The 12,845-nt window shown below is 65.8% G+C and carries 11 protein-coding genes; 5 read left to right on the top strand and 6 right to left on the bottom strand.

Going from position 1 to position 12,845, the window contains the following annotated elements; translation table 11 throughout:
* Window positions 1-106: 106 nt before the first annotated feature.
* The 6 genes from map to GFK26_RS28340 form a co-directional block, all read right to left on the bottom strand.
* Entirely contained in the window at window positions 107-898 is a 792-nt protein-coding gene (map, locus tag GFK26_RS28365) for a type I methionyl aminopeptidase (protein ID WP_153284903.1), read from the bottom strand.
* Window positions 898-1,158 carry a ParD-like family protein gene (locus GFK26_RS28360; protein ID WP_062482851.1) on the bottom strand — a complete coding sequence of 87 codons (261 nt, stop codon included), beginning with the start codon at window positions 1,156-1,158 and terminating at the stop codon, window positions 898-900. The genes map and GFK26_RS28360 overlap by 1 nt, the downstream gene beginning before the upstream one ends.
* A gap of 66 nt (window positions 1,159-1,224) precedes the next feature.
* Window positions 1,225-1,629: a DUF6194 family protein gene (locus GFK26_RS28355; protein ID WP_153284902.1), complete on the bottom strand. Its 405-nt coding sequence runs from the start codon at window positions 1,627-1,629 to the stop codon at window positions 1,225-1,227.
* A 16-nt stretch (window positions 1,630-1,645) separates the two neighbouring features.
* Complete coding sequence (locus tag GFK26_RS28350) at window positions 1,646-2,665, bottom strand: Bug family tripartite tricarboxylate transporter substrate binding protein (protein ID WP_153284901.1); 1,020 nt, start codon at window positions 2,663-2,665, stop codon at window positions 1,646-1,648.
* 20 nt (window positions 2,666-2,685) lie between these two features.
* Window positions 2,686-4,113 carry a sensor histidine kinase gene (locus GFK26_RS28345; protein WP_228121802.1) on the bottom strand — a complete coding sequence of 476 codons (1,428 nt, stop codon included), beginning with the start codon at window positions 4,111-4,113 and terminating at the stop codon, window positions 2,686-2,688.
* Window positions 4,114-4,779 (bottom strand): response regulator, encoded by a 666-nt coding sequence (locus tag GFK26_RS28340; protein WP_153284900.1) that lies wholly within the window; start codon window positions 4,777-4,779, stop codon window positions 4,114-4,116.
* 214 nt (window positions 4,780-4,993) lie between these two features.
* Here GFK26_RS28340 and GFK26_RS28335 point away from each other — a divergent pair, with 214 nt between their 5' ends.
* Genes GFK26_RS28335 through GFK26_RS28315 form a run of 5 tightly spaced genes read left to right on the top strand, consistent with a single transcriptional unit; the run spans window position 4,994 to window position 12,548 of the window.
* Entirely contained in the window at window positions 4,994-7,996 is a 3,003-nt protein-coding gene (locus GFK26_RS28335) for a type VI secretion system Vgr family protein (protein ID WP_153284899.1), read from the top strand.
* A gap of 6 nt (window positions 7,997-8,002) precedes the next feature.
* A complete protein-coding gene (locus GFK26_RS28330) occupies window positions 8,003-8,845 on the top strand; it encodes a DUF4123 domain-containing protein (protein WP_153284898.1) in 843 nt (280 codons plus the stop codon).
* Window positions 8,846-8,875: 30 nt separating this feature from the next.
* The gene (locus GFK26_RS28325; protein WP_153284897.1) at window positions 8,876-9,640 is read left to right on the top strand and encodes a DUF3304 domain-containing protein; all 765 of its coding nucleotides are present in this window, start codon (window positions 8,876-8,878) and stop codon (window positions 9,638-9,640) included.
* The gene (locus tag GFK26_RS28320) at window positions 9,637-10,500 is read left to right on the top strand and encodes a DUF3304 domain-containing protein (protein WP_153284896.1); all 864 of its coding nucleotides are present in this window, start codon (window positions 9,637-9,639) and stop codon (window positions 10,498-10,500) included. The genes GFK26_RS28325 and GFK26_RS28320 overlap by 4 nt, the downstream gene beginning before the upstream one ends.
* Complete coding sequence (locus tag GFK26_RS28315) at window positions 10,497-12,548, top strand: T6SS phospholipase effector Tle1-like catalytic domain-containing protein (protein ID WP_153284895.1); 2,052 nt, start codon at window positions 10,497-10,499, stop codon at window positions 12,546-12,548. The genes GFK26_RS28320 and GFK26_RS28315 overlap by 4 nt, the downstream gene beginning before the upstream one ends.
* Window positions 12,549-12,845: the final 297 nt, after the last annotated feature.

Below are 12,845 nucleotides of genomic sequence, written 5' to 3'. Positions count from 1 at the left end.
GATCTGGGGGAAGCGAAGGTACGTCCTACGGCGCGTGGAACTGTGCGAGGCGGCTCCGCGCTTCCGTGCGCATCGATGCTATGGCCAGGCCTGAACCAGGCCTCGCTCAAACCGGCGCGTAAGCCCCCGTACCGCCCGGCCAGGCCGTCAGCACTTCATACCCGTCGGCCGTCACCGCCACCATGTGCTCCCACTGCGCCGACAGCGACCTGTCTTTCGTCACGACGGTCCACCCGTCGGCCAGCTGCTTTGTTTCGGCGCGGCCCGCGTTGAGCATCGGCTCGATGGTGAAGACCATGCCCGGCTCCAGCACGAGGCCCGCGCCGCGCCGCCCGAAGTGCAGCACCTGCGGTTCGTCGTGGTAGATGCGGCCGATACCGTGCCCGCAGTACTCGCGCACCACGCTGAAATGCTCGCGCTGGGCAACCGACTGGATGGCGTGGCCCACATCGCCCAGCGTCGCGCCGGGCTTCACCTGCCGGATGCCGGCGCACAGGGCTTCGTAGGTCGTCTCCACCAGCCGGCGGGCGAGCACGCTGGGCTCGCCGACGAAGAACATGCGGCTGGTGTCGCCGAACCAGCCGTCCTTGTTGACGGCCACGTCGATGTTGACGATGTCGCCTTTCTTCAGGATCTTGTCGGGCGAGGGGATGCCGTGGCACACGACCTGGTTGACCGAAGTGAGGATGGTCTTCGGATACCCGAGGTACCCCACGTTGGCGGGAACGGCGCCTTGCACCTTCACGATGTGTTCGTGGCAGATGCGGTCGAGCGCGTCGGTGCTCACGCCCGGCACGACGTGGGGCTCGATCATCGCCAGGACCTCGGCCGCCAGCTGCGCGGCCCGCCGTGCCATCACCAGCTCTTCGGCCGAGCGGAGGGGAACGTCGTGTGCCATCAGTGCTGCTTGCCGTTTGCGGGGGCGCGGGGCTTGCCGGGTGGTGCGGCAGTGACTGTCGCGGCAATGTCCAGCCCGCCCGAAAGCTCGGCCTGGATCAGCAGCTGGCAGACCTCGCGGTAGTCCAGGTCCGGGTGCATCTCGGTCAGCATGCCGACCCGCATCCAGTGCTCTGCCTGCGCATTGATCGACCGGCTGAGGGCGTTGCCCGCCACGCGCAGGTTCTCGTGCATCAGGTCTGAAATCTTGACGATGCCCATGGGTCACCTCTGTATGAAACGTATATGGATTGTATGCGTTTCATATGGCCTGGTGTTTGGCGAGATCTACGCGCTCTTGTCCCGCGCGACCAGCAGGTTGCGAGCTTCCGCCAGCAGCGGCTTCACGGTCTCGAAGGTCGCAACGCTCGGGTTGATCACGCTGACCCAGTACATCCTGGCGTACACCGGATGCGGTATCAGCCGGTCGAGGGCGGTGTGGTCGATGCCCGACGGCTCGGCGTCGCCAAACAGCGCGCGAAAGGTCTCCTTGCCCACGCCGACGTTCAGGCGAAACACGCCGGGCCGGTTCAGGTTCGAGGCGCTGTCGAACGCGCTGTCCTTCGTGACGATCGTGGCAAAGGGGAACTTGTTGTCCGCGCCGTGAAAGAAGAAGGTGTTGTCGTCGGCCACCTCGAAATGGCAGCCGCCGAGCGTGTCGATGAGGTGTTGGGTGATGTCGTCTTCGGTCATGGATTTGCGGATGTGGTCAGGGCTTCCAGCGGCGCAGGCCCAGCTCGTCGGCGAGCGCCTGGTAGGCCTTGATGCGCGCCTGCACGTAGTCGTCGAGCGCGGCGCCGGTGAGCGCGAAAGGATAAAGGCTGTGCCGTTCGCGCAGCGCCGCATAGCCCGGTGCGGCCGTGGCTTCGGCGAAGGCCGCGGTCCAGGCGCGCACGGCGGCGTCGGGCACGTTGGCGCTCAGGTACACGCCGCGCACGGTCGGCCAGACGATGTCCACGCCTTGCTCGCGCGCGGTGGGCACGCCCGTGAGCGCCCCGCCCAGCCGCGTTTCGGACAGCACCGCGAGCAGTCGCACGGCCGCGCCGCCGGCGATGGCCTGCAGCGCCTCGGCGGCATCGCCCGGGAAGGCATCGACATGCTTGCCCTGCAGCGCGCCGAGCGCGTCGCCGCCGCCTTCGAAGGACACGAAGCGCATCGCCTTCGGTGCGCCGCCCGCCGTGCGCACCAGCAGCGCGGCCTTCACCCAGTCCTGGCTGCCGACCGTGCCGCCCGCGCCGAAGACGATGCGCGACGGGTCCTGGCGCAGCGCGGCGATCAGGTCCTGCAAACGCCGGTAGGGCGAGTCGCGGTGCACGGCGATCACGCCGTAGTCGGTGCCGAGCGTGGCGATCCAGCGCACGGCCGACGGCGGGTGCGGCCCGAAGCGGCCCTGCGCGAGGTTGAGCAGCGAACCGCTCGAGAACGCGACCAGCGTGCCCGGTCCGCCGAGCTGGCCGCTCGCGATGCGGTCGAAGGCCACGGCACCGATGCCGCCCGGCAGGTAGCGCTGCGCGAGCGGCGTGCGCGTGGGGCGCACGGCCTGCAGCGCGTCGCGCGCGAGCGCGCAGGTCAGTGCAAAACCGCCGCCGGCCTTGGCGGGAATGACGCATTCCGCCGGGCCTTCGGACGCATCGCCCGTTGCCGCCGTCGCATGCAGCGCAACAGGCGCGAGCCACGCGGACAGCGCGCGCAGCGCATGGCGACGGGTGAAGGCGAAGGGGCGTGACATCGAGGAAGGAGGGCGGCGGTTCACCCCGCAGGCCGGGGCCACCAGATGATGGCATGCAGGCCCGGCCCCGCGCCGCGCGCTTCGAGCCGCAGATCACCACGGTGCCGCTGCGCGATGGCGCGCACGATCGCCAGGCCGAGCCCGAAGCCGCCATGGCCCGCGCGCGTGCCGCGCCGGAAGCGCTGGCCCAAGGTGGCGCGCTCTTCGTCGCTCAGGCCGGGGCCGTCGTCCTCCACGTTGAGGCTCCAACCCGCCGCATCGCCGGCCGCGAAGAGCGTGATGGTGCCGGCCACCGGCGTGTAGGTGATCGCGTTCGCCACGAGGTTGCTCAGCGCTTCGCGCAGCAGGCTCCGATCGCCCACCGCGTGCAGATCGGAAGAGGGCGCGTGGATGCCCAGGTCGATGCCCAAGTCGATTCGTTTGGCGCGCGCCAGCGGCAGCAGGTCGACCGCCACCTCGCGCAGCAACTCGGCGGTGTCGAATTCGGCGGGCTCGACCGCCACGGTGTCGCTGCGGCCCAGCGCCAGCAACTGCTGCGCGCTGCGCGTGGCGCGGCCGATCTCGGCGCCCAGCGCGTCGAGCGCGGCGCGGACCTGCGCGGGGTCGTCTTCACGCCGTGCGTAGTCGGCCTGCATCTGCAGCGTGGTGAGGTGCGTGCGCAGCTGGTGCGAGGCGTCGTCGAGAAACTGCCGCTGCTGCGCCACCAGTTCCTGCGTGCGCGCCATCTGCTGGTTCACGGCGGCCACCAGCGGGCGCACCTCGGCGGGCAGGTCGGTCTCGGCGATGCGCGTCAGGTCGTCGGGCGAGCGCGCCTGCACCTCGCGCGCCAGCCGCGACAGCGGGCGCAGCGCCGCGGCCAGCGCCAGCGCGGTGCCGCACAGCAGCATCGCAAGGATCAACCCGTCGCGCAGCGCCGCGCTGCGCACGAAGCGGCTTGTGAACTCCTGGCGCGAGCGCGTGCTCTCGCCGACCTGGATCAGCACGCTGCGCCCGGTGCTGCCGGCCGGCGCACGGTCGAGGTCGCGCCGGTAGGCCGCGAGCCGCACGGCTTCGCCGAAGTAGGTGGCGTCGTAGAAGGCCGGCACGCCCATCGCGGGCTCGACGGCTGGCGCAGGCAGGTCGGCGCTGCCCAGTTCCACGAGCCCATCGGAGGTCGCGACGCGAAAGAACACCTGTCCGCTGGCTGTGAGCTCGAAGAACTCGAACATCGTGTACGGCAGTTCGACCGAGAGCCCGCCCGAGACGGTGGAGATGTTCGCGTCGATCGACTTGAGCGCGCCGAGCAGCGAGCGGTCGTAGGCCGCATTGGCCGCGGCCAGCGCGTCGTGCCGCGTCATCCACAGCTCGAGGCCCGTCACCAGCAGCAGGGCGGGGAACAGCAGCAGCGCGAGCCGCTGCCACAGGCTGGTGCGGCGCAGGCGATCGGTGAAGCGGCGCAGCGCGCTCACTCAATCCGCTTCCAGCACATAGCCCAGACCGCGCAGCGTGACGATGCGCACGCCGCTGCCGTCGAGCCGCTTGCGCAGCCGGTAGACCAGCACCTCGACCGCTTCGAGGTGCACTTCGTCATCGTCGGAGAACACGCGATCGAGGATCTGCTGCTTCGACAGCGGCTCGCCGCTGCGCTGCACCAGCGCGCGCAGCACGGCCTGTTCGCGCGGTGACAGGGCGAGCGCTTCGCCGCCCAGCGTGAACTGCCGGCGTGCGCCGTCGTACACCAGCGGCCCGCAGGCCAGGCGCGGATGCTCCACGCCGCGCGCGCGCCGCACCAGCGCATGCAGCCGGGCCTCGAGCTCGGCCAATGCGAAGGGCTTCGCAAGGAAATCGTCGGCGCCTGCGTTGAGCGACGCGACACGCTCGCTCAGCGAATCGCGCGCCGTGAGGATCAGCGCCGGCAGCCGCTGGTCGCGTTCGCGCAGCCGCTGCAGCACCGTGTGGCCGTCCATGCCGGGCAGGCCCAGGTCGAGCACCAGCGCGTCGTGGTCGCGTTGTTGCAAGGCCCGGTCGGCCAGCCGGCCATCGTCCACCCATTCGACCTGGATGCCCGCATGCTCCAGCGCCTTGCAGAGCCAGGTGCCCAGGGTGTGTTCGTCTTCGGCCAGCAGGATGCGCATGGCGCGATGCTAGTGCACTACGCCATGCGGTTCGGAACCTGAGGCGGGGCGATAGGCAGCCCGTGGATGCATAGGGCAAGGCGCGGATGCATAGGCCGCGTGGGACTGGAGCCCTGCTACTTTCAGGTACTTACGCGAAGGCCTTCGCGCCACGGACAATCCACTGAGGTCACCCCCCCTGCATGGGGCAGAACAAGAAGCTTCAGGGAATCACATGTCAATTCAAGGCCGCGTGCCTTTGCACGCGCGTTCGTCTTTTGCTCTTGATCGCAGCGCCCTGTGGGCCGAGCTGAGCCAGACGGCCCGGCTGTACCGCCTCGAAGCACCCAGCGCTGCTTCATCTTCTTCATCTGCAGCCCGCGAGAGCATCGACGCCTTGCGCGTGGAAGGCTGGGTGCAGCGAGAAGCCGTGTCGCAGCTGTTCGAGCTGCGCATCGTGTGCCTGAGCCTGCGCGCGGATCTGGCGTTGTCTTCGCTGATTGATCAGCCGCTGACGCTGGTCACCGTGCTGGCCAATGGCTCGCTCGCAAAGCGCACCGGATTGATCCGCGCCGTCGAATCGCTGGGCTCCGATGGCGGCCTGGCGCGCTACCGCCTGACTTTGGTTCCCTGGCTCTGGCTGGCCACCCAGCAGGGCCGCAGCCAGGTCTTCCAGCAGCGCAGTGTGGCCGACATCATCGAACGCGTGCTGGCGCCGTATGCCGAAGCGGGCAGCTGGGCCTTCTCCTCCGAGGTGAATGGCTTCCTCGCCGATGCGCCCGTGCGCACGTACTGCACCCAGTATCGAGAGAGCGACTTCGACTTCTTCTCGCGCCTGCTGGCCGAAGAGGGCCTGGCCTGGCGCACCGAGGAAGACGCGAAGGCCCCGATGGGCCACAAGCTCGTCATCTTTTCGTCGAACGACACCCAGCCCGCCGATGCAGTCTCGCCTGTTCGCTTTCACCGCAAGAGCTCGCAGGAGCGCAGCGACGCCGTGCAGGCGCTGGTGCGTCGCATGCGCCAGTCGGTGGCGCAGGTGCACCTGAGCGCCTGGAACGTCGACGGCAAGCGCCAGCTCGCAGGCAGCGCGCCGGCGCGTTTTCCGGTCGGCGGCAAGAACGCCCCGCGCCTGGAGTACGACGACGTGCTCGGCCTGAACGACCGCAGCCGTGGTTGGGACACCAACCGCACGCTGGAGCGCTACGCCGCCCTGATGATGGAAGCGGCCGAATGCCGCGCCGACGTGATGCTGGGCCACAGCACCGTGCGCACCTTGCGCGCAGGCACGCGCATCGAGATCGACGATGCACCCGCGCTGGGCTTGCAGGCCAAGCCTGCGCTGCTGCTGGACACCGTCGAGCATGTGGGCATCAACAACCTGCCCAAGGACACGGCCGCATCGATTGCGGCGCAGCTGGGCGAGCTGACGGAACACTTGGTGTTCGACAGTCCTTGCGCGGCAGTCACGGCCGAGTCCGATGTGTTCGGGCTGGTGTCTGCAGCAGCGGGCAACGACATCGACGGCATCCAGCCGCAGCCCCGGAACCTCGCCACCGCGCAAGCACAGGGCTACGCCAACAGCTTCTCGGGCGTGCACGTGCCGCGTCCCTGGCGCCCCGCACTGGCTGCGGCCGATGGCGCGCGCCTGCACGCCAAACCTACGGCCAGCGGCGTGCACAGCGCCATCGTGGTCGGCCCTTCGGGCGAGACCACGCCCAACGGCGCCGACGAGCTGTACTGCAACGACCGCGGCGACGTGCGCGTGCGCTTCCACTGGCAGAACAGCTCGGATGACAGCGCCCCCGACAACCGCAGCACCCGCTGGATTCGCGTGGCCCAGCGCCAGGCCGGCCCCGGCATGGGCTGGCAGTGGCTGCCGCGCATCGGCCAGGAAGTGCTGGTCAAGTTCGTCGACCTCGATGTGGACCAGCCCGTCATCGTCGGCGCGCTGTACAACGGACGCGGCGACGGCGGCATCGCCCCCACACCCGGCGGCGCATCGCGAGCTAGTGAAGCCCATGAAGACGTCTTCGCCCAAGCGGGCAACGCCTCGCCCAGCGCCCAGGCCAACCTGGCAGCAGGCCACGCCCCACCCTGGCACGGCGCCAGCGCCGACGACAAGGGCCACCGCAATGCGGCCGCCCTGAGCGGCTTCAAGACCAAGGAGTTCGGCGGCGAGGGATTCAGCCAGCTGGTGTTCGACGACTCCAACCAGCAGCTGCGTGTGCAGCTGCACGCCAGCACCGCCCACAGTCAGCTGAACCTTGGTCACCTGATCCACCAGGCCGACAACTTCCGGGGCAGCTTCCGCGGCCAGGGGCTGGAGCTGCGCACCGACGGCTACGCCGCCCTGCGCGGCGGCAAGGGCGTGCTGCTGAGCACGTACCACGGCGCAGGCGGCCAGAGGCTGGAGCCCGTCGGCGACTTCGCCGCCGGCATGGCGCTGCTCAAGCAGGTACAGCAACTGGGCCAGGCGCTGAGCGATGCCGCCAAGACCCATGAGACCGTGCAGCTGGCTGGGCACATCGGAGCCAACAAGGCCGACGAGTCCCAACTGGACAAGGAACGCGCCCCCTACGCCGCGATGGAGCGCACCGCCAGCGGCATGGTCGCTGCCGATGCGCTCGACACCGCCTACGCAGACGCGGCAGACAAGGCCATCGCCACCGGCGAAGGCAAGGTGCCGCACACCAGCGACGCCGTGATCGCGCTGGCCGCACGCGGCGGCCTGGCGATGGTGGCAGGTCAGCAGCTGCAGATCGTCAGCGGCGAGACCGCCACGCTGGCCAGCGGTGGCGACATCAACCTGGCACTGGCCGACGTGCTGCGCGTGCACAGCGGACAGGCCATCGGCGTGCTGGCCGGGGCGCAGAAGGCCGATGCCGAAGCGGGCCTGTCGGTCATCGCAGGTAACGACGACCTGGACTTCCAGGCGCAGCACGACGAACTGCGCATCCAGGCCAAGGACGCGCTGAAGATCGCGAGCACGGACCAGACGGTGGAGTTCGCGGCCAAGAAGAAGATCCGCATCGCGACGGCGCAGGGCGCGTCGATCACGCTGCAGGATGGGGACATCACGTTCGAGTGCCCGGGGAAGATCACCTATCACGCGGTGCAGCGGAAGTTGGCTGGGCCGGTGCAGAAGAGCTATCCGCTGCCGGCGTTTCCCAAGAGCATCTGCGTGGCGTGCCTCTTGAAGTCGCTCAAGTCGGCACCGGCCTTCACTCAGGTGGAGTAACGCACGATGAACCTGATCGACAAGCACGCGCCCGGATGGATCGACGCCCTGTTTGCGGACGACGGCCCTCTTGCCGCGGGTACTGAGGGATTTCGCTACGCCTTGATCGATTGCGCCTTCGCTCCGCAATGCCATCAGTTGCTCAAGAGTCACCTGGGCTCCGGCTCTTGCCGGTCGCTCTACGAGAACATGCCCGGCGCTTCGGACGAGGCGATCCGGCATTCGCCGGTGCTGCTGAACATCGACGCCGTCGAGAGACCCTTGCTCGACCGTGTGCTGCAGCTGACGAATGGCTTGCCGATGCTCAGCTTCATCCGCTCGGTCGAACCGCTCGAATCGCTGTTCGAACGTCTGAGCCCCTGGTGCATCGTGAATGCCGACGGTCAGTATTTCGTGCTGCGCTTTCCCGACACGCGCCGCCTGCCGGATGTGTTGGCTGCGTTGTCACCGTTGCAGCAGATGGCGTTCTGCGGTCCCGGCACCACGTGGCATTTCCGCCGGCGCGACGCGAGCTGGAGCACTTTCCTTGCACCCGGAAAAACGGCCGCTTCCATGTCGCTGCCTCCATGCGCACCGGTACTCGATGGTGATCAATGCGCGGCGCTCATTGCCGGCAGCGAAGCGGACGAGATGGTCGCCAACCTGCTGCAGCTCTCGCCAGCCTACGAAGCGAAGCATTCGCCCTCGGCCTTGCACGCGCTTGCGACATGCGGGCTCGCCGCAGCCAATGCCATGCAGTTCGACACGGTGGCGCAACGGATGAGACTGTGCGAGGTGTTTTGGCAGCAGCCCGAACTCAGCCGCAGCGTCCGCCCGGACCATGAAGCGCTGCGCGCCTTGATGGCTTAGCTCATCCATCGCAGCAGGAACAACAAACAGATGCTTCTCAAGAACTGGCTCCTTCTTCCCCTCGTGTTTCTTGCATCCCTGGCTGCGACAGGATGTGCCATCGGCCGTGCCGACACGGTCCCAGCGTCGGTCAGCGGCGTCAACTACACCGACCAGGACATCCACTACCGGCTGTTCGACCCCAAGGATCCGAAGCAGACCGTGGTCGCTTCCGAAGAGATCGGTCCGTTTGCCGCAGGAGGCGTGATCTGTTGCTACAACGTGCCGAAGACCTGGACGCCTGGCATCCAGGTCGGAGTGATCTTGCAGAGCTACGACAACAACGCGCGCGACTATCGGCCGCGCCAGACATTCATCGTCGATCTGCCGCCCTACGACAAGAGTGGCAAGGCGGGAGATGTGTGGTTCATCAACTATCCAGATGGAACAGTGGGCGTGGTCTCGACGGCATATCGGCCCAACGGCGATGAGTGGCCCGGGAAGATCAAGGGATGGCCCAAGCCTTCTTTGGCTTTTCAGCGGGAGTTGTGGGAGCGGGATATGAGGTTGGCGCAGGAGAGTCTCAGAGCGAGCAAAGAGTCAGCGGCTGAGTTCGATCGGAATCCTTCAGATTTTCTCAAGAAAAAATGGGATTTTTACTTGGAAGAGCTGAAGCAAAAACGACATCCGAAGGAGCTTCAAATGTTCGCGGGTCCGATTGATCCAGAATTTCTTGCTCACGAACGCCAATGGCGAATGCGGTTGCTGGAGCATTCGCAAGACACAGTTGATCGACTTCTGAAAGTAAAGCCATGACAACGCAACTCGTAGGTTCGATAGATGCGGCAATTGATGCTGATCCTTCGAATCAAAGCAGTCTTCTCGAAAGCCAGGTTGGCAATATCGGAAAAGTCCGCGTTGCCGGGCTGCGCAGGAACTGGCTGTTTCCGTTCGTGCTTCTCGCATCACTGGCCGCTGGCGGTTGTGCTCTAGGCCACGCCAACACTGTTCCGGCCTCGGTCAGCGGAGTTAACTACACCGACCAGGACATCCGCTACCGGCTGTTCGACCCCAAGGACCCAAAGCAGACCGTGGTCGCTTCCGAAGAGATCGGTCCGTTTGCCGCAGGAGGCGTGATCTGTTGCTACAACGTGCCGAAGACCTGGGCGCCTGGCATCCAGGTCGGAGTGATCTTGCAGAGCTACGACAACAACGCGCGCGACTATCGGCCGCGCCAGACCTTCATCGTCGATCTGCCGCCCTACGACAAGAGTGGCAAGGCGGGGGATGTGTGGTTCATCAACTATCCCGATGGCACGGTGGGTGTGGTTTCAACCGCGTACCGGCCCAACGGCGACGAGTGGCCCGGGAAGATCAAGGGATGGCCCAAGCCTTCGCTGGCCTTCCAGCGGGAGTTGTGGGAGCGGGATATGAAGTTGGCGCGAGAAGCTTTGGAAGCTGACCAAAGATCTCTGGATGAACTCCGCAAAGATCCTCAAAAGTACCTTGAGAAAACCTGGAATAGGTTAGCAAATAGCTATGCCTTTCGAGAAAAACTCAAGCCGTTTTCAGGACCAAAAGATCCTGCATTCTTCGAGGACCGGAAGACCGCTTTGGAAAAGTTGGTGGCCTGGAATCAAGAGAAGGTTGATCGACTGATGCAGATCAAGCCATGACCGCGCAGCTTGTAAGGCCGATCGACGAGGTAGTATTTTCAGATCCATCGAATCGAGAGATTTTTTTTGGAGCGGAGAGCGAGTCGATTCGAGAAAATTACGAAGTCAAACGCGAGCTTCGGCCTATAGGTCAACCGGGAAAGTCCTGCGACGTGAACCTCTTCATGGGCTTCTTCTTCGACGGTACGCGAAACAACTACGACCGCAGCACCAAGGAGAAGGACCAAACGTACTCCAACGTCGCGCGCTTGTACGGCGCTTATCCGGGTCAGAGCGTGCCTGGGGTGCCAGCCGACCCCGAGGCACAGTGGACCACCAACCCCGACAACTACCAGCACTTCTTCAAGGTGTACGTTCCGGGCGTGGGAACGCCCTTCCTGCAGGTGAACGACAGCGGCACTGGCAAGGATGCGCTGCTGGGCAATGCCACGGCGCTCTACGGCGAGCGCCGCATCCTGTGGGCGTTGGCGCAGGCTCTCAACTGCGTCTACCGCTATCTCACCCGAAGCGGCAATGGACCAGGACTGTTTTCCTCCGAGGAAGTGCTGAAGTTTTGCGAGGCTTTCGACCTCGGACGCGAGGAACTGCTGGAGGCAGGTAAAAGTCCTGCCGACCGGCGTCAACGCGAGAACAAGAATCGCCGCACGCTAGAGGCGATGCTCAACAAGCTGCACGATTCGGTCAAGCCGCACATGATCGACCCCGAGACCGGGCAGTGCAGCAAGATCGACCCAGGGCGCGTGCAGCGCATCTTTGTCAGTGCATTCGGTTTTTCGCGGGGGGCGGCGGAGGCGCGGGTCTTCGTCAACTGGTTCCTGGCGATGTGCGAGATCGATGCTGAACTCCGCGGTCAGACAGGGCCGACGCTGGCTTCGTTTCCTGTGACCTTCGATTTTTTGGGATTGTTCGATACCGTCGCATCGGTTGGTGTGGCGGCCTCGTCTCTGTTCGCTGACGGACATGGTGGATGGGCCGACGCGGACACTTCGATGCGCATTCCAGCCGACGTGCATTGTCTGCACATCGTGGCCGCGCACGAGTTTCGCCGCAGCTTTCCGTCTGATTCCGTTCACGTCGGCAATACGTTGCCGACGAGGTGTCGGGAATGGGTGTGTCCGGGCATGCACTCGGACATTGGGGGGGGCTACATGCCGAAGGAGCAAGGAAAGGGCATTGATCCAGCGGGTGATGACATGCTCTCGCGCATTTCCCTGGCAATGATGTATCAAGAGGCTCGAGTGCTGGGCGTGCCCCTCAAACTGGAGCTTGCACGTCCAGTCATCAAGGCGCAGTTCATGGTCGCCAAGGAACTGATCCGTGATTTCAACGCCTACCTCGCCGTGTGCCAGGTCAAGGAAGGTACGTTGCGCGATGTCATGGCAGAGCAGCGCAAGCTGTTCATCCAATGGCGCAAGTCCTGGGCTGGCCACGCGGCCACGATGCCGTTCGTCTTGCGCGCTTCGAAGGAAGACCAGGCGGACCTCAAGTCGGCCGACGAGCAGTTCGTCAAGGAAGTAGAAGACTTCGAAGCCTGGCTGAAGAAAAAGAAGCGGATCAGCGGCCGCAACAGCCCGGATGGCACACCGCACGAAGTCGACAACGTGCCCGGCATCGATTCGGAGCGGGTCGGCGAGTGGGGGCGCATCGAGCCGTACTGGAACGAGCCGGTGCTCACCAGCAAGCTGTTCGAAGACCGCGTGCACGATTCGCATGCATGGTTCAAGCTCACCGGGCCCGAGGCGGCCGAGTTCAAGACGCAACTCGAAAAACTGGTAGCCCGCAAGAAAAAGGCGGACGAGGCACGCACGGGGATCGATCCACCCAGAGGTGGAGCGCCGGCCGGGCTGACGCGCCGCCAGGAGCGATGGGTCAACCTGTACCTGACCACGGGCGAGTACGCGCCCGAATTCACGGAAGGGCGCGAATGGTATGCATGGGGTGCCGGCTACTTGCGCTATCGCCGTGTGTATGCGGGCGCGGACGAGACACGCCTGACCCAGAACCGTCGGCCCGCCGAGAAGGAGCCACAGGAACCGATGACAGCCTGATCGATCTGTGCAGCCAGGGCAGGCAGTCGGGCCTTCTCGGAAGACGCCACCCGTCGCGCGGTGACCCCCGCGACACGCGTCAAGGGGCTGGCGAATTTCATCGCCCGAGCAGGTCGATGCGGCAGTCATGCCCGAAGGTGCGAAGGAGCCGAACCCGGCCGCTCCAGATAGGCGACAAGGCCTGGAGGCGCAACTGCCGGTATCACGAAGACAACCACGACCCCAAGAAGTTCTGGGTGCCGGAGTACACCAACACGGGCTACGACGACGCGAACTACGACCTGCGGCTGTGCTGGA

The sequence above is a fragment of the Variovorax paradoxus genome (assembly GCF_009498455.1).
Taxonomy (GTDB): domain Bacteria; phylum Pseudomonadota; class Gammaproteobacteria; order Burkholderiales; family Burkholderiaceae_C; genus Variovorax; species Variovorax paradoxus_H.
Note: the sequence above shows the minus strand (reverse complement) of the source record. Positions and strands in the feature narration are given on the sequence as shown.